This window comes from Streptomyces sp. NPDC098789, from assembly GCF_044759975.1.
In the GTDB taxonomy this organism is placed as follows: Bacteria; Actinomycetota; Actinomycetes; order Streptomycetales; family Streptomycetaceae; genus Streptomyces.
Genome location: NZ_JBIWAJ010000019.1, coordinates 86,542 through 110,253, shown reverse-complemented (window position 1 = coordinate 110,253; position 23,712 = coordinate 86,542). Strand labels below are relative to the sequence as shown.

At 71.1% G+C, this 23,712-nt stretch carries 26 protein-coding genes and 2 pseudogenes; 15 read left to right on the top strand and 13 right to left on the bottom strand.

The features are described 5' to 3' along the window. Window positions 1-90: 90 nt before the first annotated feature. Window positions 91-1,284, bottom strand: a complete 1,194-nt coding sequence (locus ACIQWR_RS31535) for a Dyp-type peroxidase (RefSeq protein ID WP_404016535.1) — start codon at window positions 1,282-1,284, stop codon at window positions 91-93. Between the two features lie 141 nt (window positions 1,285-1,425). Here ACIQWR_RS31535 and ACIQWR_RS31530 point away from each other — a divergent pair, with 141 nt between their 5' ends. Both ACIQWR_RS31530 and ACIQWR_RS31525 read left to right on the top strand, forming a co-directional pair. Then, window positions 1,426-2,784 carry a NosD domain-containing protein gene (locus tag ACIQWR_RS31530; RefSeq protein WP_404016533.1) on the top strand — a complete coding sequence of 453 codons (1,359 nt, stop codon included), beginning with the start codon at window positions 1,426-1,428 and terminating at the stop codon, window positions 2,782-2,784. Then, the gene (locus ACIQWR_RS31525; protein WP_404016530.1) at window positions 2,781-3,611 is read left to right on the top strand and encodes a hypothetical protein; all 831 of its coding nucleotides are present in this window, start codon (window positions 2,781-2,783) and stop codon (window positions 3,609-3,611) included. The genes ACIQWR_RS31530 and ACIQWR_RS31525 overlap by 4 nt, the downstream gene beginning before the upstream one ends. Before the next feature lie 96 nt (window positions 3,612-3,707). Here the strand turns inward: ACIQWR_RS31525 and ACIQWR_RS31520 are convergent, their stop codons facing one another. Together ACIQWR_RS31520 and ACIQWR_RS31515 are read right to left on the bottom strand one after the other, a co-directional pair. Further along, entirely contained in the window at window positions 3,708-4,244 is a 537-nt protein-coding gene (locus tag ACIQWR_RS31520) for a tetratricopeptide repeat protein (RefSeq protein ID WP_404016528.1), read from the bottom strand. After that, window positions 4,241-4,393 (bottom strand): annotated as a pseudogene (locus ACIQWR_RS31515) (hypothetical protein); the annotation flags it as partial. The pseudogene ACIQWR_RS31515 and the gene ACIQWR_RS31520, both read right to left, overlap by 4 nt. Before the next feature lie 209 nt (window positions 4,394-4,602). On the opposite strand from ACIQWR_RS31515, the gene ACIQWR_RS31510 reads away from it, so the two are divergent. From ACIQWR_RS31510 to ACIQWR_RS31470, 9 genes are all read left to right on the top strand, one after another. Then, window positions 4,603-5,577, top strand: a complete 975-nt coding sequence (locus tag ACIQWR_RS31510; RefSeq protein WP_404016525.1) for a tyrosine-type recombinase/integrase — start codon at window positions 4,603-4,605, stop codon at window positions 5,575-5,577. Between the two features lie 50 nt (window positions 5,578-5,627). After that, complete coding sequence (locus ACIQWR_RS31505) at window positions 5,628-5,963, top strand: ArsR/SmtB family transcription factor (RefSeq protein WP_404016522.1); 336 nt, start codon at window positions 5,628-5,630, stop codon at window positions 5,961-5,963. Next, window positions 5,963-6,682 (top strand): cation transporter, encoded by a 720-nt coding sequence (locus ACIQWR_RS31500; protein ID WP_404016520.1) that lies wholly within the window; start codon window positions 5,963-5,965, stop codon window positions 6,680-6,682. Before ACIQWR_RS31505 ends, ACIQWR_RS31500 begins: the two co-directional genes overlap by 1 nt. Before the next feature lie 76 nt (window positions 6,683-6,758). After that, window positions 6,759-7,547 (top strand): sulfite exporter TauE/SafE family protein, encoded by a 789-nt coding sequence (locus ACIQWR_RS31495; RefSeq protein WP_404016517.1) that lies wholly within the window; start codon window positions 6,759-6,761, stop codon window positions 7,545-7,547. Between the two features lie 117 nt (window positions 7,548-7,664). Further along, the gene (locus tag ACIQWR_RS31490) at window positions 7,665-7,997 is read left to right on the top strand and encodes a hypothetical protein (RefSeq protein ID WP_397720207.1); all 333 of its coding nucleotides are present in this window, start codon (window positions 7,665-7,667) and stop codon (window positions 7,995-7,997) included. After that, entirely contained in the window at window positions 7,994-8,440 is a 447-nt protein-coding gene (locus tag ACIQWR_RS31485; protein ID WP_404016514.1) for a MerR family transcriptional regulator, read from the top strand. The genes ACIQWR_RS31490 and ACIQWR_RS31485 overlap by 4 nt, the downstream gene beginning before the upstream one ends. Window positions 8,441-8,495: 55 nt before the next feature. Next, window positions 8,496-8,738 carry a hypothetical protein gene (locus ACIQWR_RS31480; protein ID WP_404016511.1) on the top strand — a complete coding sequence of 81 codons (243 nt, stop codon included), beginning with the start codon at window positions 8,496-8,498 and terminating at the stop codon, window positions 8,736-8,738. 34 nt (window positions 8,739-8,772) lie between these two features. Further along, on the top strand, window positions 8,773-9,207 hold the full coding sequence (locus tag ACIQWR_RS31475) for a MerR family transcriptional regulator (protein WP_404016508.1): 435 nt from the start codon (window positions 8,773-8,775) through the stop codon (window positions 9,205-9,207). 128 nt (window positions 9,208-9,335) lie between these two features. Further along, the gene (locus tag ACIQWR_RS31470; RefSeq protein WP_404016691.1) at window positions 9,336-10,277 is read left to right on the top strand and encodes an arsenic resistance protein; all 942 of its coding nucleotides are present in this window, start codon (window positions 9,336-9,338) and stop codon (window positions 10,275-10,277) included. Window positions 10,278-10,328: 51 nt separating this feature from the next. Here ACIQWR_RS31470 and ACIQWR_RS31465 read toward each other — a convergent pair whose 3' ends face one another. The 3 genes from ACIQWR_RS31465 to ACIQWR_RS31455 all read right to left on the bottom strand — a co-directional run bounded on the left by ACIQWR_RS31465 (window position 10,329) and on the right by ACIQWR_RS31455 (window position 14,697). Continuing rightward, on the bottom strand, window positions 10,329-13,385 hold the full coding sequence (locus ACIQWR_RS31465) for a Tn3 family transposase (RefSeq protein ID WP_404016505.1): 3,057 nt from the start codon (window positions 13,383-13,385) through the stop codon (window positions 10,329-10,331). Window positions 13,386-13,717: 332 nt separating this feature from the next. After that, window positions 13,718-14,221: a VOC family protein gene (locus ACIQWR_RS31460; protein WP_404016503.1), complete on the bottom strand. Its 504-nt coding sequence runs from the start codon at window positions 14,219-14,221 to the stop codon at window positions 13,718-13,720. A 167-nt stretch (window positions 14,222-14,388) separates the two neighbouring features. Further along, window positions 14,389-14,697, bottom strand: coding sequence for a hypothetical protein (locus ACIQWR_RS31455; RefSeq protein WP_404016500.1), 309 nt, complete (start codon window positions 14,695-14,697; stop codon window positions 14,389-14,391). A 104-nt stretch (window positions 14,698-14,801) separates the two neighbouring features. Between ACIQWR_RS31455 and ACIQWR_RS31450 the strand changes: the two genes are divergently transcribed. Both ACIQWR_RS31450 and ACIQWR_RS31445 read left to right on the top strand, forming a co-directional pair. Next, complete coding sequence (locus tag ACIQWR_RS31450) at window positions 14,802-15,374, top strand: TetR/AcrR family transcriptional regulator (RefSeq protein ID WP_404016497.1); 573 nt, start codon at window positions 14,802-14,804, stop codon at window positions 15,372-15,374. 24 nt (window positions 15,375-15,398) lie between these two features. After that, window positions 15,399-15,977 (top strand): transposase family protein, encoded by a 579-nt coding sequence (locus tag ACIQWR_RS31445; RefSeq protein WP_404016688.1) that lies wholly within the window; start codon window positions 15,399-15,401, stop codon window positions 15,975-15,977. Here the strand turns inward: ACIQWR_RS31445 and ACIQWR_RS31440 are convergent. Beyond that, entirely contained in the window at window positions 15,892-16,731 is an 840-nt protein-coding gene (locus tag ACIQWR_RS31440) for an SDR family oxidoreductase (protein ID WP_404016496.1), read from the bottom strand. The genes ACIQWR_RS31445 and ACIQWR_RS31440 overlap by 86 nt on opposite strands. A gap of 94 nt (window positions 16,732-16,825) precedes the next feature. Here ACIQWR_RS31440 and ACIQWR_RS31435 point away from each other — a divergent pair, with 94 nt between their 5' ends. Both ACIQWR_RS31435 and ACIQWR_RS31430 read left to right on the top strand, forming a co-directional pair. Continuing rightward, a complete protein-coding gene (locus ACIQWR_RS31435; RefSeq protein WP_404016493.1) occupies window positions 16,826-17,197 on the top strand; it encodes a winged helix-turn-helix transcriptional regulator in 372 nt (123 codons plus the stop codon). Between the two features lie 85 nt (window positions 17,198-17,282). Next, a pseudogene (locus ACIQWR_RS31430) lies at window positions 17,283-17,573 on the top strand (helix-turn-helix transcriptional regulator); the annotation flags it as partial. On the opposite strand, the gene ACIQWR_RS31425 reads toward ACIQWR_RS31430, so the two are convergent. The 6 genes from ACIQWR_RS31425 to ACIQWR_RS31400 form a co-directional block, all read right to left on the bottom strand. Beyond that, window positions 17,559-17,969, bottom strand: a complete 411-nt coding sequence (locus tag ACIQWR_RS31425) for a histidine kinase (RefSeq protein ID WP_404016686.1) — start codon at window positions 17,967-17,969, stop codon at window positions 17,559-17,561. The pseudogene ACIQWR_RS31430 and the gene ACIQWR_RS31425 overlap by 15 nt on opposite strands. Before the next feature lie 46 nt (window positions 17,970-18,015). Further along, window positions 18,016-18,762: a thioesterase II family protein gene (locus ACIQWR_RS31420; protein WP_404016491.1), complete on the bottom strand. Its 747-nt coding sequence runs from the start codon at window positions 18,760-18,762 to the stop codon at window positions 18,016-18,018. Between the two features lie 50 nt (window positions 18,763-18,812). After that, window positions 18,813-20,066 carry a glycosyltransferase gene (locus ACIQWR_RS31415; protein WP_404016488.1) on the bottom strand — a complete coding sequence of 418 codons (1,254 nt, stop codon included), beginning with the start codon at window positions 20,064-20,066 and terminating at the stop codon, window positions 18,813-18,815. Between the two features lie 96 nt (window positions 20,067-20,162). Next, complete coding sequence (locus ACIQWR_RS31410; protein WP_404016485.1) at window positions 20,163-20,900, bottom strand: NAD-dependent epimerase/dehydratase family protein; 738 nt, start codon at window positions 20,898-20,900, stop codon at window positions 20,163-20,165. Further along, complete coding sequence (locus ACIQWR_RS31405; protein ID WP_404016482.1) at window positions 20,900-21,925, bottom strand: Gfo/Idh/MocA family protein; 1,026 nt, start codon at window positions 21,923-21,925, stop codon at window positions 20,900-20,902. The genes ACIQWR_RS31410 and ACIQWR_RS31405 overlap by 1 nt, the downstream gene beginning before the upstream one ends. Next, on the bottom strand, window positions 21,922-23,427 hold the full coding sequence (locus ACIQWR_RS31400) for an NDP-hexose 2,3-dehydratase family protein (RefSeq protein ID WP_404016479.1): 1,506 nt from the start codon (window positions 23,425-23,427) through the stop codon (window positions 21,922-21,924). Before ACIQWR_RS31400 ends, ACIQWR_RS31405 begins: the two co-directional genes overlap by 4 nt. Between the last annotated feature and the right edge of the window lie 285 nt (window positions 23,428-23,712).

Sequence of the window (23,712 nt, the reverse complement as noted above, 5' to 3'; positions counted from 1 at the left end):
AGTCGTGGGGTGGCTTCGGAAGGCGTGGTCGGAGAATTCGCACTTTTGAGTGAGGGGTCCCACTGGGGGGTGGGGTCGTGAGGAACGGTTTCAGCTGCGCTCCCCCAAGAGCGTTCCGCCGAGCGGGACTTCCGCGCTGAATCCCGGAAGGACCAAGAACGCCGCCGAGGCGGTGGCGGTGACGAAACGCATCAGGTCGTCGCCGTCGTCCAGGCGCCGCTGGGTGGCGGTGAAGGTCCGCAGTCGCCGCTGGAAGCTGACGAACAGCAGTCCCTGGTCCTCGGGGCCGTTGCGGTAGCTGTAGCCCCGGCGGAGCATTTTTGCGCTGCCGGTGGCGTTCGGATTGGCTCGCCGCGCGTGCGCCATGGCGGGCACCAGGTACCGCCCGCGTGCCGACTTCGCCGACAGGTCCAGCGGGTCCGACGGCCCCCCACCGCTCAGCGGTGAACCGTCCGTCCTGCGGCGCCCGATCGCCTCCTCCTGGCGCGCGACGGACTGCGCGAGGAAGGCGGGCGCGTCGATGCGCAGCCGCCGCACCACGGCGACGGTGGCGCCCGCGACCGGGCCCGGGCCGGGCAGCCACACCTCCCGCGAGAGTTCGGCGTCCGTGCGCGGGTTCTCGATGCCGTCGGGAAAACCCAGCAGGTTGCGGACCGCTCCGCCGCCCGGGGGGCGGAAGCCCGCCTGCGACCAACGGCGCGAGGCGCCCCGCGCGGCCAGGTCGGCGGCCAGGCGGGTGTCGGCGAGGACCGCCGCGACGGGATCGCTCGCGCACGTCTGCACCAGCAGGTCCCCGCCCCAGGACCCCGCGGACCGCTCCTCGCGCGCGAAGGCGGGCAGTTCCAGTCCGCCGACCGCACGCGCGGTGGCGGTGCCCGACGGCCCCGGCCCCACCCCCACGGTCACGGTGAGGTCCCCGGCATCCGCCCCGAGCGCCGCCCGGGCCTTCCCGCACAGTCCGAGGACCGCTTCCCCGAGGTGCGCCGCCAGTTCGGCGACGTCGACCCGGGGCCCGATGTCGAACACCGATACCACCGTGTGCTGTTGGGGCTGCGCGGGACGGTCGATCCCGGCCTGGCGCGGACCGGCCGCCGGCACCGCCGCGCGGTGCGGGTCCGCTGCCGCCGGGACAGGCCCCGGACCCGACCCGGGAGCGGGTGCGGGTGCGGGTGCGGCGGGGGTCGTCGTGCCGGGCCCGCAGGCGCTCAGTACTGCGAGGGAGGGCAGCGCGCCCAGCAGCGAACGGCGCATCACAGGGAAGGAATTGTCACTCTGCGTGCTCATGTGGGTACTCTACGCAGCAACGACCGGTCGCCGATCCGCTGCCGCCGGCCACCCCTGCCCGGATGAGGACCCCGTACCGTGTCCGCTTCCCGCCTCCGCTCCTCCTTTCGCTCCTCCTTCCGATCCTGCCTCCGCATCCGCTTGCGGACGCGGCGTCACCCCCGGCTCCGGCACCGTCTGTTCGCCGCCCTGCTCGTCCTCGCGGCGGTGCAGACGACCGCCTGCACCGCCGATCCGGGCGGGCCCGCCGACGCCGTTCCCCGTGGACCCGCCACCATTCGCGTTCCGGCCGAGGCCCCCACCATCACGGCCGCACTGGAGCGCGCTCGCCCTCGTGACCTGGTTCTCGTCTCACCGGGGCGGTACCGCGAGACGGTCCACGTCCGCACGGAGCGCGTCGTCGTGCGCGGGACCGACCGCAACCGCGTGATCGTCGACGGCGAAGGAAGGCGCGGCAACGGCATCGTGGTCACCGCCCGCGGCGTGACCATCGAGAACCTCACCGTCAGCGGCCACCTCCAGAACGGCGTCCTGGTCACCGGGCTGAAGAACGACGGAGAGGGCGTCGGTCGCGGCAGCGACGGCTACCACCGCCTGGACCCGGTGGCGAACCCTCCCCTCGACGGCTTCCGCGTCCAGTACGTCACCGCTGCCGACAACGGCCTCTACGGCATCTACGCCTTCAATGCCCGCCACGGGAGCATCGAGCACAACTACGCCTCCGGCAGCGCGGATTCGGGCCTCTACGTCGGCCAGTGCAAGCCGTGCGACATCCTCGTGCGGGGAAATGTCGCCGAGCGCAACGCAGTCGGCTACGAGGGCACCAACGCCAGCGGCCCGCTGTGGGTCGTCGGCAACCGCTTCACCGGCAACCGGGTCGGGATGACCGTGAACTCCGACTACCTCGAAGCCCTCACACCCCAGATCGGCGGCACCATCGCGGGCAACCTCATCGCCGACAACACGGCCGCCGACACTCCCGAACAGGCCGACGGGGGTTTCGGCATCGGCATCGGCATCGCCGGAGGTCGGAACAACACCGTGATGCACAACCGCATCTCGGGCCACCCGCGTGCGGGCCTGATCCTCTCCTCGTCGGAGGACCTCCCGCCGATCGGCAACCACGTGTCGGACAACCTGTTCGCGGAGAACTCCCTCGACGCCGCCTATCTGGCCTCTGTCCACGCGCCGGGCAGCGGCAACTGCTTCACCGGCGCGCTCGGTCCCACTCTCCCCGCGGACCTCACGGCGACCATGGGCTGCCCCGCCGGAGCTCCGGCCCCCACGGCCGGGCCGCGCACCGCTCTGGACGCGCCCGCCGCGCCCGTCGGCACGCCGTTCCTCGACGTGCCCCTTCCGCCGGAGCAGCCCCAACTGCCGGGCGGAGCGGCAGCGCGGCCCGGCGCGCCGAGCGATTCCGGACCCGGGCCGATCAGTCCGGAGTCGGTGCCCGTACCGGCCCCCGACCTGCTCGAAACGTGCAGTCGGGACGGCCGATGACCCGCCGTCGCTTCCGCTTCCGCTTCCGCTTCCGCTTCCGCTTCTGCTTTGACTTCTCCTTCCGCCCCCGTTTCCACTTCTCCTTCCGCTTCGCGACCGTTGCGGCCTGCCTCCTGGCCCTGGCGGCCTGTCGGACCGCTGAGGACGCGGGGCGGCCCGCGGCTCCCCGCCCCCTCACCGCCGACGAAGCGGACCGCCTGGCCCTGGCCCGGTTCACCACCTACCGTCGCGGCACGGGCGACGTCTCGGTGACCGTTCCTTCCCGGGGCAGCACCATCACCCTCACCGGACGCATCGACTGGCGCCGCCACCACGGTTACGCCGAGGTCCGCGACAACGCCGACCCGCCGGCCCGCGAGCTCATCCACTGGACCCCCACGGCCGTCGCCACCCGCCCCCACTGGAACGGAGGACTCCCCGGCGAATCCCCCTCCTCCGGCTGGGAGGTCCACCGCCTGCTCCCACACGGCTCGGCCCTGGACGCGGCCCTGTTGCTCCTCCTCAACCTCGGTTCCGACCGACCCGACAACGCGCAGCTCCTGGCACGCAGCGACGCGCGCTGGGTCAGGGACGACCGGATCGGCGACACGGCCGTCTTCGTGGCCTCCGGTCCCGGAGCCCCCGGTTCGCCGGCAGGTCGGGACAGGCTCGCCAGCACCCGCTACTGGATCGACCGCGACGGCCGTCTGCTCCGCTTCACGGCGCGCACGGCCGGCGAAGCCCTGTGGACCTCCACCGACCTGCCGCCGCACCCGACGTCATCCCTTCCCCCCGCACCCCCCGAGCTGTCGGGCCCCGCACCGGAGGGCGGAACGCGCGACGGGTGACCGATCGCGGGCGGGTCGCCGAAAGAGCCCGCGAGCGGCCCTACTGCTTCGGCGCCCGCTGTTGGAGGGCGGTACTGCCGGCCACGGACATGACGATCACGAAGAGGAACAGCGGAATCGCGAACGCGCTGAAGAGGGCGTTGCGCCGGTGCGGCGCAGGTGGGGCGGCGCAGGTGGGGCGGGACCCGCCGGGCCTGCCACAGCAGCCAGCCTCGTGGAGCCCAGCGCCACCGCTATCGATCCGACGAAGGCCACCCAGCGGGAGCCCATGAGCGTTCCCCCGGCCGTCCTCTCCAGGTTGTAGCGGCCGTGGCGGTCGTCCCGGTCGAGGGCGGCGGACTGGACGAAGCCCTCGGCGGCCCGGGTCCACGAGCCGGGACGGAGCCAGCGGCGACGCAGCAGGAGCAGCGAGAGGTTGTTGTGGGCCGTGCTGTTGTCCGGGTCCAGGCGCAGCGCCGTCTCGTAGGCCTGCTGGGAGACGCGGTAATCGCGGGTGTGGTGGACGCCGACGAGGACGTGCGCGTCGCTCTCCTCGGGGGCGAGGGCGACGGCCGTGCGGGCCGACTCGTGTGCGGCCCGCTCGTACTCCGTCAGGGCGAGCAGGACGTGGGTGCGCAGCAGCCAGGTGCTCACCAACTCGGTGCGACGCGCAGGGCGTGCTCGACGGTGGTGAGCGCCTGCTGTTCATCGCCGAGGTGATGCCGGCAGCGGGCGAGCAGCACGAGGGCGGTGGCGTCGCCGGGGGTACCGGCGAGGTGCTCCGCGGCGAGTGCGCCGGCCTGCTCGGGGTCCGAGGAACATCGCTGTCAGATCGTGCGCTAAGCCTTCGTCGGCCCTGATGGGCGGCCGGCGGGCTGTCGGTGGCAGGAGCGGTCTGAAGTCGTCCCACGGATAACACCCCAATATCTGCGGTAGCTTGATCCGTCACCTGCGGTGACGTTCTTCGGCCGCTGCGCGAAGCGGCCCTGTTATCTGCGGCAAAGGGGAAGCGGTGCCGACTGTCGTACAGCTGCCGGCGGGGAAGGCGTTGACTGTCCGGGCGGCAGCCGATGTGTTCCTCGACTCGCTCGGCAACGCGAACACGATCCGCAACTACGGGATCGGGGTCGGCAAGACCGCCGAGCGGCTGGGCGAGGGGCGTCCGCTCGCCTCGGTCGCGGACGACGAGATCGGCGAGGCTCTCGAACTCCTCTGGGGTGCCGCCGCGGTCAACACCTGGAACTCCCGTCGGGCCGGGGTGCTGTCCTGGCTCGGCTGGTGCCGGGAGCACGGGTACGACGGTCCGGCCGTTCCGGCTTGGGCGAAGCGGCTGACGGTGCCGGAGCCCGAGACTCCCGCCCGCTCGAAGATGGCCGTCGACTGGCTGATCGCCCGCCGCGAGGTGCACCTGCGGGAGAAGACGCTGTGGCGGATGCTCTACGAGACCTCCGGCCGCTCGGAGGAGATCCTGGGCGTGAACATCGAGGACCTGGACCTCGCCGGCCGCCGCTGCCCGGTGAAGGCGAAGGGCGCGAAGTCGAAGTCCCGCCGCCGGGGCCAGGCGCGCGAGGACTTCGTGCTGGAGACGGTCTGCTGGGACGCGGGCACCGCCCGGCTCCTGCCCCGCCTGCTGAAGGGCCGCACGCGGGGCCCGGTGTTCGTCACCCACCGCCGCCCGGGGCCGGGGAAGCTCGTCAGCCCCCGTGACATGTGTCCGGACACCGGCTTCGCGCGGCTCTCCTACGGGCAGGCCCGCGCGCTCCTCGACGAGCGCACCGCCGTACGCGGGCCCGGGACAGGTTGGGACCTGCACGAGTACCGACACTCCTCCCTGTCCCACCTCGGGGAGCAGGGGGCGTCGCTGCTGATGCTGATGGCGAAGTCGAGGCACAAGAAGCCGGAGAGCGTACGTCGGTACTTCAAGCCGTCTCCGGAGGCGATCGCGGAGCTGGCGAGCCTGCTCGCGCCGGGGGACAGCAGGCGCTGAGCTCAGAGTCCATGATCTCTTGAATTCAGGTTTCTGTGTACTGTCGTGGTGTGCTGACAGTCGCCCCTGACATCGAGGTGCTGGCCCGCTTCGGCCGCGCCCTCGCCGATCCGATCCGCTGCCGGATCCTGCTCGCCCTGCGCGAGGCGCCGGCCTACCCCTCCGACCTCGCCGAGGCCATCGGCATCTCCCGGACCCGGCTCTCCAACCACCTGACCTGCCTGCGGGACTGCGGCCTGGTCACCGCCGTCCCCGACGGGCGGAGAACCCGCTACGAGTTGGCCGACGCCCGCCTCGGCCACGCCCTGGACCATCTGCGCCAGGCCGTCGTCGCCGTCGAACACGACAAGACCTGCCCGGACGCGGACACGAAGGGCTGCTGCTGATGGCCTCCATATCTCTGGGCCCGTCCCCGGCCCGCCGTGACGCGCTCGCCCGCCGGATACGCCTCCTGGTCGCCGTCACGATCACCTACAACGTGATCGAGGCGATCGTCGCGATCACCGCCGGGACGATCGCCTCCTCGACCGCGCTGGTCGGCTTCGGCCTCGACTCGGTGATTGAGGTGTCCTCCGCGACCGCGGTCGCCTGGCAGTTCTCCGCCCGCGACCACACCGTGCGCGAGGCGCGGGAGAAGACCACCCTGCGGATCATCGCGATCTCCTTCTTCGCCCTCGCCGCCTACGTGACCTTCGACGCCGTCCGCGCTCTGGCGGGCACCGGCGAGGCCGACTCCTCCGTCCCCGGCATCGTCATCGCCGCCCTCTCGCTCGCGATCATGCCGTTCCTGTCCGCCGCCCAGCGCCGTGCGGGCCGCGAACTCGGCTCCGCCAGCGCGGTCGCCGACTCCAAGCAGACCCTGCTCTGCACCTACCTCTCCGCCGTCCTCCTCGTCGGGCTGGTCCTCAACGCCGCCCTCGGCTGGTCTTGGGCCGACCCCATCGCTGCCCTCGTCATCGCCGCCATCGCCGTCAGGGAAGGCCGTGACGCCTGGCAGGGCAAGGGCTGCTGTGCCCCCACCCCCGTGAACAGCCCGATGCCGGCGCCCGACGCCCCGGACCGGAACGGGTGCGGCTGCGCCCCCGGGTGCTCCTGCTGTTCATGAACACCGCATTACAGACCCGCCCCCTGGCCGCTCGCTGCGCCGATACTGACCGGGCGACGAGCGAAGGGCGGGGCCGGTGGAGTGGACATGGTGGGCGGGCCTGGCCGCCGGCCTGCTGATCGCGGTCGTGACCGCCCCGGTCGGGGTGTCGGGGGCGGTGTTCCTCCTCCCGGTCCACCTGTCCGTCTTCGCTGTACCGTCCCCGGCGATCACGCCGACGAACCTGCTGTTCAACGTCGTCGCAGGCCCCGGCGCCCTGTGGCGCTACCGCCGCGACGGCGCCCTGCGCGGCGACCTGGCCCGGCGCCTGGTCGCAGGCACCCTGCCCGGCGTGATCATCGGAGCCGCGATCCGCGTCTACGCACTCCCCGGCCCCGGCGTCTTCCGGCTGCTCATCGCCGTACTCCTGCTGCCGCTGGGCCTGTGGCTGGGCCTGCGCACCCTCGCCCCCGCCCGCCACCGGCATACCGCAGCGGGCTCGGAACCCTCGCCGAGGGCGCTCACCGCGTTGGCCGTGGCGGTGGGAGTGGTCGGCGGGATCTACGGCATCGGCGGCGGATCCCTCCTCGGCCCGATCCTCGCCGCCCGGGGCCTGCCCATGACCCGCGTCGCACCGGCGGCTCTCGCAGCCACCTTCGCCACCTCGATCGTCGGCGCCGCCGCCTACGCGGCCCTGTCCTGGACCACCGCCGGCGACGTCGCCCCCGACTGGGGACTCGGCCTCGCCTGCGGGCTCGGCGGCCTGATCGGCGGCTACCTCGGCGCCCGCCTCCAACCCCGCCTCCCCGAAACCGCCCTGCGTCTGCTCCTCGCCGCGCTGGCCACGGGCATCGGCGCCCTGTACGCCCTTCAGGCCCTCACGTAAACCGCCCGTTCACCGACCGGGATCGTGCCACCAGGAGGCTTGCAACCGATACCCAGGTACAGGTCTACCGTCGGAGGTGTCCCCACCCTCGGGGATGTGATGACGGGAGTGAGAGCGATGAGCGATCTGGCGTGGGTGCCGCAGTCCTGCACGCTGCCCACCGAGGAACAACCCCTGCGGGTCGCGGAGTGGGACGCACTGTTCTCGGAGCGGCTGACCTCACTGTCGAGGCCCGAGCCGCTGCGGCTGCACTTCGAGCTGACGGCCGGCCCGGGCGTCGAGGCCCGGGTGCGTGACCTGGTCGCGCGGGAGGGCGGCTGCTGCTCGTTCTTCACCTTCACCCTCACCCCCGGCGAGGACACGGTCGGCCTGGACATCACGGTGGACCAGGAGCACGAGGCAGTCCTGGAGGCCCTGGCCGCGCGAACCGCCACTGCGGGGCAGCGGTGAGCGCGGGGCTGCGCAGCGGGCAGGTCGCCGAGGCCGCCGGAGTGAACATCCAGACCCTGCGCTACTACGAGCGGCGCGGCCTGCTCGCCGAGCCGGACCGCAGCAACGGCGGCCACCGCCTCTACGGCGACGACGCGGTCACCGTCCTGCGCGTGATCAAGGCCGCACAAAGGCTCGGGTTCACGCTGGAGGAGGTCGCCGAGCTCCTGGAGGCCGGCCGCCACCGGCACGGCCGCCCCGCCGCCGGTCTCCAGGAAAGCGCCCAGGCAAAGCTCGCCGAGGTCGACGCGAAGATCGCCGACCTCACCACCATCCGCACCGCCCTGACGGCGGCCGTCGCAGCCGGCTGCGACGACCTGACCCTCTGCGCCGCGAGCCCGTGCTGCCCCATCCCCTTCACCGACCTCGCCGAGGAGAACCGCCATACCGGACCCTGCTGCTGAACCCCGCCCCCACCGCACCCCGAAAGCCCTGGGCGGCCTGGCCGCGCTGGCCTGCGTGGCATGCTGCGCCCTGCCCGTGCTGATCACGGCCGGGGTCGTCGGCGCGGGCGCCGGGGCGGTGGTGGGCTGGCTGCCCGCTCTCGCCGTCGCCTTGGCCGTCCTCGCCGCCGGAACCTGGTGGCTCGGGCAGCGCCGAAGCTCCTGCTCCTGCGCGCCGAAGACCGCCGGTGAGAGCGGGTGCGGCTGCAAGGTGTCCGCAGACCCGTTGAAGATCACCGGTGTGGGCCCGGGGGCTTGACCTTCGAGTCGGGTGGAAGGTTTACGGTCGGGGGATGAGCACGATGCGGATCTCCCAGCTCGCGGCACGCAGCGGCGTCCCGGCGACGACCCTGCGCTTCTACGAGAGCGCAGGGCTCCTGCCCGCCGATCGGCCCCCGGCCGGCTACCGCCTGTACGGGCAGGACGCTGTCGACCGCCTCGCGTTCATCGGAGCGGCCAAGCACCTGGGCCTGCCGCTGGAGGAGATCGCCGAACTGCTCGGGGTGTGGCAGGCGAAGCCCTGCCTGGAGGTGAAGGCCGACCTGCGCGAGCGGGTCGTGGCCCGGATCGAGGAGGCCGAGCGGCGGGCGGCCGAGCTGGCCGCGTTCACCGCGTCCCTCCACCGCGCGGTGGAGCACCTGGACGACCTGCCCGACCGCGAGGACCGCTGCGACCCGCAGTGCGCCTTCCTCAGCCAGACCCCCGCCCGGCCCGCGCCCGGCCGGTAGAACACAGCACCCCCGGCCCGATCTCCCGGCCCTTCGCCGGCCCGGCCATGGCCGCGGGCTCATCCCTCTTCACTGTTTCCCTGCAAGGAGCACGTCCGTTGTCGCAGTCATCCGGCCTGGTCCCAGCCATGGAACGCCACCAGGTCGCCGTCTACATCGGCGCCCTCGCGGCCGGAGGCCTGGTCGGCTGGGCCGCCCCCGGCGCCGGGCCGGGCCTAGAACACGCCGTCAACCCGGTCCTCGCCGTTCTGCTCTACGTCACGTTCCTCCAGGTGCCCGCCGCCGACCTGCTCCGCTCGCTGCGCGCGGGCCGGTTCCTGGCCGCGGCCCTGGTGGTCAACTTCGTGGTGGTGCCGCTGGTCGTGGCGGCCATGTTCAGCTTCCTGCCAGCCGACCAGGCCGTCCGCCTGGGCGTGCTGTTGGTCCTGCTGGCCCCGTGCGTCGACTACGTCATCGTCTTCTCCGGTCTCGCCGGAGGCAGCAGCCAGCGCCTGCTGGCCGCGACCCCGCTGCTCCTGCTCGCGCAGATGGTCCTGCTGCCCGTCTTCCTGTTCCTGTTCATGGGCTCCGACCTGGCCGACGTCGTTGAGGCGGGGCCGTTCCTCGAAGCGTTCCTGATCCTGATCGTCATCCCGCTCGCCCTGGCCTGGCTCACCCAGGCATGGGCGGCCCGCCGCCCCGCCGGGCAGAAGGTCGCCGACGCGATGGGGACCACGATGGTCCCGCTGATGGCCACCACCCTGCTGACCGTGGTCGCCTCCCAGGTCCCCAAGCTCGGCGACAGCCTGGCCGACGTGGCCCGCGTGGTGCCCTTCTACGTGCTGTTCCTGATCGTGATGGCCTTCGCCGGGCTCGCCGTCGCCCGCCTCTTCCGCCTCGATGTCCCGGACGGGCGGGCCATCGTGTTCACCGGCGCGACCCGCAACTCCCTGGTCGTCCTTCCCCTCGCCCTGGCCCTGCCCGACCAGCTCGCGGTCGCCGCCGTCGTGGTCGTCACCCAGACCCTCGTCGAAGTCGTCGGCATGGTGATCTACGTCCGCGCGGTACCCCGGCTCCTGCCCGCCACCTGACCGTTCCCCCGGCGCGGGTACCGGCCGCACGGCCGGGGGAAACCGGTCCGTCTACTCCTCCGCGCCCGCGTCCGCGGCGCGCAGGGGCCGCAGGCCGCCGGGCAGGTCCGGCAGCGAGAAGGAGTAGCGGCCCAGCATGTTGATGTGATGCCGGACGAACGGCGAAAGCCGGGCCACGTCCCTCTCCCGGACCTCGAAGCCGTCGGCCCGCAGCCGGGTGACGGCGGCGTCCATGTAACGGGTGTTGAACAGCACCAGCGCGTTCGGGACCAGGCCGAGCGCGCCGATCTGGTCCTCCATGCCGTCCTGGTAGCGCTGGTAGAGCTGTCCGGCCCGGCCGTGGAAGATCTTCCGGGCGAGCGCGTGCCGGCCTTCCTGGAGGTTGGCCTGCACCTTGATCTGCCGCCGGTAGGCGGGCTCGTCGGCCAGCCGCAGGATGTGCAGGGTCTTGGCGATCCGCCCGTAGTGCGCGATCGCGTCGCCGAGCGGGGTCGGTCGGCCCTCGCGCGAAAGCATCCGGATCACGTCGTAGGCGCGGACGGCCCCGGTGTGGATGGAGCCGATGATCCGCAGGATGTCCTCCCAGTGCCGCTCGATCCGCACCAGGTCGACCCGGCCGCGGGCCGCGTCCTGGAAGGCGCCGTAGTCCGCGGCCCGGTCGATACGCCACATCTTGTGATCTGGCAGGTCCGCCAGCTGCGGCGCGTACGCGAACCCGGCCAAGGTCAGCAGACCGAAGACGATGTCGCTGTACGAGGCGGTATCGGTGACGATCATCTCCGGGCGCTTGCCGCCGTCGCGGTCGTAGAGGACGTCCAGCACGTACAGCGAGTCGCGCGGGGTCCCGGCCACCACCTTTCCGCCCAGCCCGGCCGCCTGGTCGTTGATCATGTTCAGCCACGTTGCCCCGCCCCGGCGGCCGAAGTACTTCGGGTTGGGCCGTGCGTACACCGAGGGCACCGGCACCACGAAGCGCATCCCGTCGACCGAGGCGACCAGGCCGCCGCCGCACGCGCTCGCGAGGCCGATGGACGACTGGGCCCGGATCAAGGTGGCGTTCGCGGCCCGGTAGGTCGCCAGCCGCAGGTACGTCTGGTCGACGTGGGAGAGCCGCCCGTACTTCAGCGCGTCGATCCCGCTGATCACGGGGGTGTAGCCGACGTTGCAGCCGTGCGCGACCAGCAGGGCGGCGATCGTGACGTGCAGGTCCTTCAGCCTAGCCTCGCCGCCGGTGACCGAGGTGAACGCCTGGTCGGCGCCGGTCCAGGAGAACACCTCCAGCAGCACCTCCGGCAGGTCCACCCGCGGCAGCATCGCGTTCACCGCCGCCCGCAGATCGAGCAGGGAGGCGGGGTCGGGCTCCGGCTCCAGCGCGGCGAAGTGCAACCTGCCGTCGTCGTCGAACACGATCTGCGCGTTGTCCGGCACCCGTCCGGCGACCTCCCGGTACGTGCCGTCTAGCAGTGCGGCCCGCGCCGCCAGATGCTCCTCTGCCCCGGCCGGCAGGCCCAGGGACGCGAGCACGGTGGGCTTGGCCCGCTCCCACGCCTCGCCGGCCAGCAGCTTCGCCCGCGGGTCGCCCCACCGGGAGGAGTTCTTCGCGAACACCTCCCGCCGGCGCAGCATCCGGTGGAACTGCTCCAGCACGCAGAACGTGTACGCCTTCCAGTCGACCGTGCCCGGCTCCAGGTGCGGGGCCGCCAGCACCAGGCGCCGCCACGAGCCGACCAGCAAAGAAGTGTCGATCTCGGCGGGTCCCACCTTCTTGCGGCCCATCAGCTCCGGCAGCGTCTTCAGCGCGGCCAGCACCGGCAGTCCTTCCGGGGTCGCGCCGAAGTCGACGACCGTGACCAGCAGTTTCAGGAAGGGCCGCACCGTGCCGAACCGGGTGACCAGCATGGACCGCCATGCCTTGTCGGCGTCCGAGTCCAGCGGCGGCGTCAGCTCGAACAGCGCGGCGATCGCTGCGGCCAGCTCCCGGCGCGGCACCACCGCCTCGATCCGCTCCCACATCGCCTCGAACGAGGACACGGCCGGGCCGCTGACCTCACCGGTGTCGGTGTCGACCAGCTCGGAAGTGGTGTCGAAGACGACCTGGAACGCGGTCGCCAGCTTCGCCGAGGCCCGCTCTACCCGCGGGAGGGTCCTGATCTTCTGCTTGACCGTCTCCCGCTCCGCCTTCGCCAGCAGCTTCGTGGCGATCAGCACCTCCAGCAGGTCGAGCGCGTCGTCCACCGCCCGGGTCGTCAGATACACGGTGGTGGCCAGCAACGTCGCCAGCCGGCGCGAGTCCGCGTGACGCCTGAGCAGCGTCGCCTTGCCGTCCACGCCGTACCGGGAGAGCTCCGCCAGCCGCCGCGGCGGGATTCCCGAGACGTCCAGGTCCCCCATCCCGAAGTCGGCGATCTCCTGCGCCCGGTGGAGCGACCACTTCATCTGCGGCCCGGACACCCGCACCGGGCCGCGCCGCAGCCGGTCCAGCTCCGAGACCCGCTCACCCGGCGCCACGGTCAGCAGGGAGTCCAGCACCGCCCGCTGCCCGACGTTCAGCAGCCCGTACAGCGTGTCCCACAACCGCTGGTTCGCCGTCTCCCGCACCGTGCCCACAAGCCGGGCCAGGCGGCTCGCCCCCGGCAGCAGCACCCGGCGCTCACGCAGCCACCCCGCCGCCGCGTCGAACAGCGCCTTCGGCCCGTCCCCGGTCGTCCACGCCCGCGCGTCCAGCCACACGCTCAACTCGTCGCGCACCTCGGCGAAGTCCCGCCAGCCCCCGGCCTCCTGAATCTCCCCGGCATGGGTGCGGGCCGTTCCGTCCCGCTCGCCGTACGCCCTCAGGCACGAGGGATCCCCGATCCCCAGCTGCTCGGCCAGGTATGCGGCCACCTCCGCCGGCACCTGTCGCGGATCCGGCAGGAACCGGCCCAGGTAGCGCACGCTCGTCAGCTGGACCGCGTACCCGAGGCGGTTGTGTGCACGCCGCTTGGCCTGCACCGCCTCCAGATCCGCGTCATCCAGGAAGAAGTACCGCTCCAACTCCGTACGGGACGGCACCCCGTGAAACGCCCCATACCGGGCCGCCTGCTCAAGCGACAAGAACTCGACCGCCACAACAACTCTCCGAAGGTCGACAACAACGACCCGCGAAGGCTCCGCCGCGCAATCACCCCAGGTCAAAGGTCTAATCAGCCCGGAGACGGCTTAGCGCACGATCTGACACGGATGTTCCTCAAACCCCTGCTCGTGGCGCCCCATCTCGAAGAGGGCGTCGGCCGGAAACATCAGCCTGGAGGGGCGGAGGCGGTGTGCTGGCCGGAAGGGCCCGGGTCCTGGCGCCTGGAGATTACGCTGCGCGGGCCCGCGCGGGGCGGCCGGGTGGAGTGGAGCCCTAGCCCAATGGCCTCCCACCCCTCGGTGCTTTCTCCGGTTCGGGCGGAGCGGGACTATCGGACGTGCTGGGTAAGGCGGAACAGGGCGCCGGTGGGGTCGCGCATGACCACGTCTCCGTTGGCGTTCTGGCGAACTTCGGTGGCACCGAGCTGTCGGGCCCGCTTGGCGTCGGCATCGGGTCTGTTGGTGGCGAAGCTGACCAGCCAGAGTGATCGCTGCGCCGGTGGTTTCCCTGGCGGCTTGCCGGTGGCGGCGGTGGAGTTGTCCGGCAACCGGAACTCGGTGTGCTGGGGGTTGGAGTTCCAGTGCAGTGCTGGTCGGTAGAAGGCGGCGGCATGCGCGGAGTGGTCGGTGAGAAGGCTGATGCCGGCGAAGGTTCCTGGTTCGTGGTTCAGCTGCATGCCGGTGTGGGTGCCGGGCTGCCAGAGTGACAGTGGTGCGCCGACGGGGTCGATCGTGACGGCGTAGTGGCCGAGCGTCCCGACTTCGGTGGGTGCCACGATGATCTGGGCGCCCAGGTTCGTGAAGCGGGTGGCGGTGGCTTGGATGTCCGACACGGTGACGTTGGTCGTCCAGTAGGGTGCGCCTGCGTCCTCGGCCGGCCCCAGGGCGGCGACGAGATGTCCGCGTAGCGTGCAGAGCCGGTAGCCGTTGGGGTCCGGTTGGCCGACGGTCCAGCCGAACAGCGCGGTGTCCAGAGCCGACTCGGCGGCAACCCGCGGTGTCAGGTGTAGTAGGGCGAGTTGAGGTCGATACTGGCGTCTTTGACGATGTCGCCGTCGAACAGCCGTGTCGTTGCGGGGGCTCCGGCCCGGCGGGCTTCTTCGGCGAAGGGGCCCTGGGCGAAGGCCAGGGCGTTCTCGGCGCTGTCGAACTCGTAGAAACCGCCGATGGTGTGGGTGCCGATCCCGGACAGCCACGTCTTGCGGATCATGCCCGGCGCGGTCTTGAGCGCCACGTTGACCTGGTGCCAGTCGAACTGATCGAACGGCACTGCCGCCTGGATCTCGGTGTAGAGAAACGTCTTGCCCATCACGAACCTCCGGTTTCGGGGGCTGCCCAGCTCACCCCACTAGTACGTGCGTCCTAGTGGGGTGAACATGGACTAGGATGGCCGTACTAGTCAAGGAGGTCGCGATGGCCGCGGACACGAAGTCCCGCATGATCAGCGCAGCGATCGGACTGCTGCAGCGCCACGGACTGGCCGCGATGTCCTTCACCGACGTCCTGGCCGAGAGCGGGGCCGCGCGCGGAGCGATCTATCACCATTTCCCGGGCGGCAAACAGCAACTCGCGCTCGAAGCCGCCCGCCGCAACGCGGAAGACGTCCGCGGCCACCTGCACGAACTCCCGGCCCGCACGCCACGCGAAGTCGTGGAGACGTTCCTTGGCAACGTCCGCCCCGTGGTGCAGGCGTCCGCCGGGGGCGGCGGCTGCGCAATCGCGGCGGTCACCGTCGACGGCGGTGCGGCCATTGCCGACCAGAGCAGCCTGCGCACTGTCGCGGCCGAAGCATTCACCGGATGGGGCGGCGAGCTCACCGGAAAACTCACCCACGCCGGAATGAGCCCGTCCCAGGCCGCTGATCTGGCCACCCTCATGATCGTCACACTCGAAGGCGCCCACATCCTGTGTCGCGCCGCGGGCAGCATCGCCCCCTTCGACAGAGCTGCCGCGGCCCTGCTCTCCGGGCTCCCACGCTCGGATTGAACCGGTGCCGGAACCGACCGGGCCATCGCCACGCTGGTCGTCCTACGGTTCCAGCTCCCGCACGCGGCTCTGGCCCGGCTCTACGGAGTGGACCGCTCCACGATCACCCGGGCTGTCCACGAAGTCCGTCCCCTTCTGGCAGCTCGTGGCTTCGCCGTTCCCGGACATGGCGACCGGCGGCTTCGCACTCTCGCGGACGTCTTCGCCCATGCGGCGGCTGAGGACGTCGAGCTGCGGCCGGACGGGACGGAGGTCCGGGTTCGAGGCCCCCGAGCGAACAAGCCAGGCCCTCGCGCCTACGTCTCGGGCACGATGCGGCAGAACACCAACAAAGCCACCCTCGTCACTGACGGGCCTGGGCCGTCGGTTCCGCATGCCATGCTGTCACCGACTCGGACAACACCCGTGCCCCCACCGTCCGGTTGGCCGCCCGTAACTCCTCCGGACGGCCAACCACGCAGGTCACCGGCTTCTAGAACACGCTCTAGCCGTGAAGTGTTGCTTGCGTACCGGCAGTTCAGCGGAAGGCGGCGACATTGCGGGCGGCCCAGTCGGCGAAGGGGCGCGGGGCGCGGTCGAGGACGCGCTGGACGTCCGGGCTGACGCGCTGTTCCTCCGGGCTCGGGGAACCGAGGATGTCCAGTGTGTCGTCGGCGAGTTCCGCCGGCATGCTCCGGGTCATGGCGGCCTTGGCCTCGTCGCGGGTGAGCTCGTGAAACCTCACGGGCGATCCCAGCGCGGAGGCGATGGCCCGCGCCTGCTGGCGCGGAGTGATCACTTCCGGACCGGTCAGCTCGTAGATGCCGCCGGTGTGCCGGTCGTCCAACAGGCAGGCCGCCGCGACCGCGGCGATGTCCGTCGGGTCGATGATCGGCACCCCGACGTCCCCGAAGGGTGCGGCGACGACCTGATGCGCACGGACGGATTCGGCCCACCACAGGGCGTTGGAGGCGAATCCGCCCGGCCGCAGGATGGCCCACTCCAGGCCGGATTCCCGCAGCGTGTCCTCCAGCGAGCGCATCGCGATCCGCGTCGGACCGGAAGGCCTGGTCACCACGCCCAGCGTGGAGAGCAGGACCACCCGGCGGACCCCGTGGGCCGCGGCCTCGTCGATGATGTCGGCGGCATTGGCCGCGGTGGCGTGCAGGTCGCCTGACAGCAGGAGGAAGAGCGCCTTCGCCCCGGCGAGCGCGGGTGCGAGGCCCGTCGGCTCGGCCAGGTCGGCCACCACGTGGCGGACGCCCGGCGGCACGGCCGCCGAGTGCCGCGACACCGCCGTCACTTGCCGGCCCGCCTCCGCCAGCGCCCGCGTCAACGGCCGGCCGATGTTTCCGGTGGCTCCGGTCACCACGATCATGATTAGTTCCTTCGTCGGAGTGCTTGGTTCTGGCCGTCACGCTAGGAGTTGGGCTTACTTTTGGTAAGGACATACCTCTGGGTAAGCTCATGGCATGGCGGGAAGCGCGCAGGACAGGCAGGGCGAGACGGTGCGGCGGTATGACGTGTTTCACACCGACTGCCCCGCGCGCGACGTGGTCGACCACGTGACCAGCAGGTGGGGCATCTGGGTGCTGATCTCCTTGCGGAGCAGCGACCTTCGGTTCTACGAGCTGCGCGAGAGCATCCAGGGCATCAGCGAGAAGATGCTCGCCCAGACGCTGCGCGCGCTGGTCCAGGACGGCCTGGTCTGGCGGGAGGTCGAGCCGACGACGCCGCCCCAAGTCACCTATGGGCTGACCGAGTTCGGCCGGGACCTCGGCGTACCGCTGACGGAGCTGTTCGACCGGATCACGCGCCGGCTGTCGCCGTACAGCGAGGGGTAGCGGGGTCGCGGCCACGCCGAGCCGGGCCTTCACCCTGATCCGATGGCACCCCCTCGGTCGGCCGGGGGTACCCGCCAGTCGGCGGATGTACGTCTACTGCCCGGTGGCGGATGTTTGTGTCATGCACACAGCACAAGGGAGCCCTGGGTCACGCTGTCTCCGCGGCGCGCTCGCCCAGACGGGAGAGGCAGTCGAGTCCCGGGCCAAGGCGGCGGCCGCGTCCTTGACGGTCCGGGAGCGGGAGGTCCTGCTCCTGCTCGGCGGCGCCCTGGGCAATGCCCTCATCGGCCGCCGCCTGGGCATCGCCGAACGTACCGTGAAGAAGCACGTGAGCGCCGTGCTGGAAAAGCTCGCCGTCACCTCACGTCTGGAAGCGGCGCTCGTTGCCGTCCTGGCCCACCCCGAGCTCTGCCCGCAGGCCCGAGCTCCGTGGCGACCGGCAGGAGCAACGATCCTGCCGAGCCCGGACCCCGTCACACGCGGACTGTCGTGCCGCCACGAGGCGGATCGGCATCCCAGCGGCCCGCACCAGCGCGGCGAGGTCGGCGATGTCGGCGAGTCCGGGGCCGGGGCCGGGAGGGTGATCGGCGCCGTGGTCACCGACCGCACGCAGTACACCGAGCATGTGATGGAGCTCGGTGACGGTCTGCGCGGACAGTTCCTGGATCAACCGGGCGCTCTCGCCGACGTCCACCGTCCCGGACCGGTCGACCTGGAGCGCACCGGCCTGCAGGCTGATCAGACTGACCTTGTGCGAGACGACGTCATGCATCTCCATGACGTCCTCCCGTAGCGACCGCGAGCCGGACGGCGGGCGCTCAGCCGTCCAGCCGGGAGCGGATCCTCCCGAGCACGTGAGCGGCGTGCGCATCGAGGAAGAAGTGTCCGCCCGAGTACGTGTTCAGCTCGAAGTCGCCGGTGGAGAAGGCGTCCCAGGCCTGCGCCCCCGCCACGGTGACCTGCGGGTCCGCGTCTCCGGTGAACACCACCAGCGGGCAGGCCAGCGGCGGGCCCGGGGTGTGGCGGTAGGTCTCCACCGCCCGGTAGTCGTTGCGGATGGCGGGCATGAGCATCTCCACCACGTCCGGGTCCTCCAGTAGGGCGCCCGCGGTGCCGCCCAGCTCCCGCACCTTGTCGAGCAGCCCCTCGTCGTCGCGCAGGTGCACGCCCTCGTCACGCGAGAGCGAGGGCGCGCCGCGCCCGGAGGCGAAGAGGGCGACCGGCTTGATGCCCTCCTCCTCCAGCCTGCGGGCGACCTCGTAGGCCACCAGCGCACCCATGCTGTGGCCGAACAGGGCCAGCGGCCGGTCGGCCCACTGGCGCAGTTCCGCCACCAGGACGTCGGCCAGCTCGGTGACGCCGGAGATGAACGGCTCCTTGCGCCGCTCCTGCCGGCCCGGGTACTGGACCGCCAGCACCTCGGCCACCGGCGACAACTGCCGTGAGACCTGGAAGAAGTAGCTGGCGGCGCCGCCCGCATGCGGGAAGCACACGAGGCGGACGCCCGCTTCGGAGGAGTGGAAGCGCCGGATGGAACTGTCGGAGCGGTCCGTCGTCTCGGTCATGGTTGTGCTGACTCCCTGGTCATCGGGTCTGCGGAGCGCCTGAGCCCCGGTCATACGACGTCGGACGCCGTCCGGCGACCGTTCCACCGCTCCACCCAGTCCTCCAGGATGTCGACGGCCGTTTCGGTGCCCCTCTCGGCGCGCACGGCCTCCCCGACACTGGCCGCCCGTCGCGCCATGCCCTGGTCGGTCAGTGCCTTGCCGAGTGCCTCGTCGAGGCGCTCGGCGGTGAACTTCGAGAACGGAATGGGCTGCGGCGACACACCCATCCGGTGGACCTGAGCCGCCCAGAACGGGCTGTCGGCGAATGTCGGCACGACCACCTGGGGAGTACCCGAACGCAGCGCCTCGCCCGTGGTGTTGCAGCCACCGTGGTGGATGACGACCGAGGAGCGGGGGAAGAGCCAGGGGTAGTGCACGTCGTCGACACGAAAGACGTCGTCCGGCACCTTCTCCGGGCCACCGCCCACCAGCACCAGGCGCCGGCCGTGCGAGCGGACCACGCCGAGCACCTTCTCCAGCGTCTTCTCCGGCTGGTGCACCGGCCAGATGCTGCCGAAGGACAGCGACACCGGGGCGTCCCCCGATTCCACGAAGTCGACCAGCTCCGCCGACGGGCTCCATTTGCGGTCCCAGAACCAGTATCCGGTGAACCGCGACAGCGCGGGCCAGTCGGACGGCTCGGTGAACATCTCGCGGGTGACCGGGCACAGCAGCGGCACGTCGCGGCCCAGCTCGCGGTAGGGCGCACCGAAGGGTAGGGCGGGCATGCCCGCTTCCTTGCGGTAGCCCCGGATGGAGATCCAGTCCAGCAGCCCCGCCATCCGGTGCGTCAGCCGGTTGTAACGCGGTCCGAGCCTGGGCTTCGGGGCTATCATCGCCGGCCACTGCCCCGTCGGGTTCAGCGGCCACCACGTCAGCGAGGCCCAGGGGGATTTGCCGTTGTCCTCGAACAGGATCCGGCTCAGCACGCTGTTGACCACCAGGTCGGCGCCCTTGCACGCCTCCGCGATGCGGGAGGCGAGCAGCCGGATGTGCTCCTGCGTCGGGCGCGGCACCTTGCGGGCCGCCGTGAAGAGCGAGGCGCCCTGCTGCAGTGCCTCGGTGAGCGCCGGATGTGCCAGGAAGTCCTTGGGGCTGCCCGGCAGTTCGGTGAAGTCCAGACCGGACTCGCGCACCAGCTTCTCGAAGTCTCCGTGGGTGGCGAGAACGACCGAGTGCCCCCGGGACATCAGGGTGGTGCCCAGCGCGATGAAGGGCTGGACATCACCCCGTGACCCTGTGACAAGGAGTGTGACCTGCATGAGTCCTCCGTACGAAAGGGACGGGTGAGAGGGGGAGCCGCTCGGTTGCTGCGGTGTTTCGCCAGTACTGCGGTGCTTCCGTAGTGCTGCGGTGTGTCAGTAGCAGGGGACGTAGCGGTCGAGCATGCGGTCGAGGTAGTCGGCGTCGGTCACCGATCGCATCTCGGGCAGCAGTTTGCAGAGCTTCTCGACCGACACCCGGGTGAGGGACAGGGGCCCCTCGACGATCTCGTGCCGTGCCGAGAGCCCCAGCCGCTTCTCGATGCCGTGGATCACCGCCTGGATGGGCAGCGGCGTGCCGGAGGCGACGTTGACCACCTCGTTCTCCACGTCCTGTGCGAGCAGTCCGTCGACGGCCCGGGTCAGGTCGGCCACGTCGATCAGGTCGCGGTGCGCTCCCTGGTACAGCCGCACGCTGCCGCTGCGCACCTGCTGTACGAACGCGGGGAGCAGCTGGTGCGGGCGCTGCCAGCGGCCCATCGCGTGACTCACCCGCAGGATGAGCCAGGGCGTGCCGGATTCGGCGACGATGTGCTCCAGCCGGAGCTTCTGCCTGCCGTACGGCGAGGTCGGCAGCAGTTCGACGTCCTCGGCCATCGCGGTGTCCCCGGTGCCGTACAGGGCGTGGGACGCGCTGGACAGGAACACCACGAGGCGGCCGTCGGCGCGGCACCTGCGGGTGACCTCCTCCACCAGGCTCGCCTCGCGGGCGAATTCGGCCTCCGCGAGCACGCTGGTGCTGGACACACCGGCGGCCACCACCGTGGCGTGCGGATGGCGTTCGCTGAAGCCGGCCAGGTTGCGGGCGATGAAGCCGTTACCGACGATCTCCATCAGATGTCCTCCGTGGCGGTGACGCGGAGCGCCGACTTCGCTATGGCGTCGAGCAGTTCGGCGGTCCGTATGGTGGTGGCGGCCCAGCTGTCGTGGTCCCGGTCGGTTCCTGCGGCGACGGTCCGTCGCACGGCGGCGGCGAACGCGGACACCGAGCGGGCGAACTGGTGCTCGGCGGGCAGGACGAGCTCCTCGGCGTGGTTCTGCCCCTCGATGCGCAGCAGGGGCGCCGCCGTCGGCGGCGGGGTGAAGGCGCGGTCCACGGAAAGCCGCGCGTCGCTGCCCCACAGGACGTAGCGGGAGCCGTAGGTGTGGAGGAAGCCGAAGCTGAGCGTGGCGATCTGCCCGGTGGCCGATGCGAGCACCGCGCTGCCCGCGACATCGACGCCCGACGCCGGGTCGTGGCGCAGTACGGCCCCGTCGACGGTGAGGTCGTCGCCGAGGAAGTACTGGGCGAGGCGCACCGGGTAGATGCCCGCGTCCAGCAGGGCGCCGCCGCCGAGCTCGGCCCGGTAGCGGACGTCCTGCGGGGGCAGCGGCGGGAAGCAGAACGCCGCGTCGACGTGCCGCAGGCGGCCGATCCGCCCCTGCGCGACCATGTCGGCCACGCTCCGGTGGAAGCCGTGGTGGACGAAGGCGAGGTTCTCGCGCAGCACCAGGCCGCGCTCCCGCGCGAGCTCGGTCAGTGCGGTGGTGTCCGCCGCGCAGGTGGTCAGGGGCTTCTCGGCCAGGACGTGCTTGCCCGCTTCGAGCGCGGATCTCACCCAGGAGGAATGCAGGGAGTTGGGAACGGACACGTAGACGGCGTCGATGTCGTCGCGTTCGAGCAGTCGGTCGTATCCGTGCACGGCCTCGCTGTCGAACCGGGACGCGAAGGACTCGGCCTTCGCCCGGTCCCGGCTGGCGATGGCGGTGATGGTGGTGTCCGGTGTCTCGCGCAGCGCGGGCAGGGTGCGCCGCGCCGCGATCGAGGACGCGCCGAGCACGCCGACCCGCAGCGGGCCGGTCGAGGGGGAAGTACTCACGTGCATTCTCCTCCGGCCGAACCCAGCAGGCTGTGCAGACATGCGAGCAGGGTTCTGGCTTGGATGTTCAGGTAGTTGCTGTGCTGCACGAGGTTCGACAGCTGGTGAACGGTCAGCCAACGGAAGTCGTCCGGCTCCACCAGCTCGCGCTCCGCGGGGAGTTCGACGATCAGATAGCGGCTGCGCGTGTGGAAGAACCGGCCGCCCTCCTCGGACAACACGCTGTCGAAGCGCACGGCGTCGGCGGGGGCGTGCAGCACCTCGTCCAGGAACGGGGGAGCGGCCTCGGCCGGAAGGACGGCGTAGTTCTCCGGAGTGCACTGCACGGTGGGCGCCAGTTCGACCGCATCCATGAACCCGGGTTCGGAGCCGATCCGGGCCAGGACGTGCAGTACGCCGCCGATCCGCTGCACGAGGAAGGCCGCGACGCCCTGACCGCGCGCCTCGATCATCGGCTGGGTCCAGCTGGAGACCTCGCGGCTGCCGGTCCGTACGTCCACGGCCATCACGTCGAAGAACACACCGCGGTCGTGCGAGATGCGGTCGTCGGAGCGCTGCCAGTCGCGGACGCCGGCGAGATCGACCAGGTGCGCTTCGCCCGTGAAGCCGGCCCGCGCCCCGGTGAACCAGTTGCGGACGGAGCCGGGGGAGTGCAGTGAGCCGTATCCGGGATCCAGCGATCTGGCCAGTGCGGAGCCGATGCCAGGGCCCTCCACCGGCCAGGGGGCGGCCGGTGCGCCGTCGGAAGCCCGCGGGCCGGACGGTGAAGGGGAGGTGAACGGGAAACAGGCCATGACCGTGCGCGAGTCCATGTTCACGAGGTCGTGCTCTGCCAGCAGGGCGTGCAGCTGTCCTACGGACAGCCAGTAGAAGCCGTCCAGCAACTCCACGTCATCGCGTGTTTCGACGATGATGTTTCGATTTCGTTTCCGGTAGAACCAGGATCCCTGCTCCGACTGGAGCACATCGGCCAGTACCTGGTGCCGGGAGGCGTTCCGGAAGAAGTCGAGATAGGGCACCGGTCGGCCGCCGTGCACGCGGGTGTAGTTACTCCGGGTCGCCTGCACCGTGGGCGATAGCTGTACCTTGTTGTGGTTGCCCGGCTCCATCTTTGCCTGCATCAGGCAATGTGGTATACCGTCGAATTCCTTGACCAGGATGCCCAGTACGCCGACTTCGGGCTGATGGATGATCGGCTGTTCCCATTCGGGCACCGCCCCGGGGGCGTTTCGTACCCGTAGACCCTGGACCGAAAAAAACTTGCCGCTCTCGTGGACGAGGTTTCCGTGCGGCTCCTCGAAACGCCAGCCTTTCAGCTCACTGAAAGGGATGCGGCGTATCTCTGAACTTTCCGTTTCGAGGTACGCGGCAAACCATGCGTGAAAATCCCGCAGGCTGGACGCGGCCCGTTCGGCTTCCCGCATGGAACGGGCTAATCCGGCCGCTAAGCGGGTCTCGGGCCTGGCTAAGACGTCGGCGCTGCCCTCCAGGGCGTGCGTCATCAGTAGTCGCTCCTCGTTGCCTGGCTGTTCTCTGGCTGTTTACTGGCGCGGATTGTTACCAGCGTGCAAATAGTGGAAGAAGGCATCCAGCGGGGGCGGCTGCGGCGGCGCGCTTCTTCAGCCACTGTCCGGAAAACTGTCCGGAAACAGGCCCTGTCAGGCAGGCGCGGGACACTCCTGCTGTCACCCGAGTGTGGCTGGGCAGGCGCTTTCTGAACCCTGCTAGTCCTACGTCTCCGGTGCTTGGCTGTCAACTCTTTCGAGAGCGTGCCGCGGCGAAAGAAA

Excerpts from the sequence above, each read along its gene's own strand:
- ACIQWR_RS31410 (WP_404016485.1), bottom strand. The coding sequence starts at position 20,900 with ATGGAGATCGTCGGTAACGGCTTCATCGCCCGCAACCTGGCCGGCTTC.
- ACIQWR_RS31455 (WP_404016500.1), bottom strand. The coding sequence starts at position 14,697 with ATGGGCAAGACGTTTCTCTACACCGAGATCCAGGCGGCAGTGCCGTTC.
- ACIQWR_RS31500 (WP_404016520.1), top strand. The coding sequence starts at position 5,963 with ATGGCCTCCATATCTCTGGGCCCGTCCCCGGCCCGCCGTGACGCGCTC.
- ACIQWR_RS31425 (WP_404016686.1), bottom strand. The coding sequence starts at position 17,969 with ATGCATGACGTCGTCTCGCACAAGGTCAGTCTGATCAGCCTGCAGGCC.
- ACIQWR_RS31490 (WP_397720207.1), top strand. The coding sequence starts at position 7,665 with ATGAGCGATCTGGCGTGGGTGCCGCAGTCCTGCACGCTGCCCACCGAG.
- ACIQWR_RS31400 (WP_404016479.1), bottom strand. The coding sequence starts at position 23,427 with ATGACGCACGCCCTGGAGGGCAGCGCCGACGTCTTAGCCAGGCCCGAG.
- ACIQWR_RS31470 (WP_404016691.1), top strand. The coding sequence starts at position 9,336 with ATGGAACGCCACCAGGTCGCCGTCTACATCGGCGCCCTCGCGGCCGGA.
- ACIQWR_RS31450 (WP_404016497.1), top strand. The coding sequence starts at position 14,802 with ATGGCCGCGGACACGAAGTCCCGCATGATCAGCGCAGCGATCGGACTG.
- ACIQWR_RS31440 (WP_404016496.1), bottom strand. The coding sequence starts at position 16,731 with ATGATCGTGGTGACCGGAGCCACCGGAAACATCGGCCGGCCGTTGACG.
- ACIQWR_RS31535 (WP_404016535.1), bottom strand. The coding sequence starts at position 1,284 with ATGAGCACGCAGAGTGACAATTCCTTCCCTGTGATGCGCCGTTCGCTG.
- ACIQWR_RS31420 (WP_404016491.1), bottom strand. The coding sequence starts at position 18,762 with ATGACCGAGACGACGGACCGCTCCGACAGTTCCATCCGGCGCTTCCAC.
- ACIQWR_RS31525 (WP_404016530.1), top strand. The coding sequence starts at position 2,781 with ATGACCCGCCGTCGCTTCCGCTTCCGCTTCCGCTTCCGCTTCCGCTTC.
- ACIQWR_RS31435 (WP_404016493.1), top strand. The coding sequence starts at position 16,826 with ATGGCGGGAAGCGCGCAGGACAGGCAGGGCGAGACGGTGCGGCGGTAT.
- ACIQWR_RS31415 (WP_404016488.1), bottom strand. The coding sequence starts at position 20,066 with ATGCAGGTCACACTCCTTGTCACAGGGTCACGGGGTGATGTCCAGCCC.
- ACIQWR_RS31475 (WP_404016508.1), top strand. The coding sequence starts at position 8,773 with ATGAGCACGATGCGGATCTCCCAGCTCGCGGCACGCAGCGGCGTCCCG.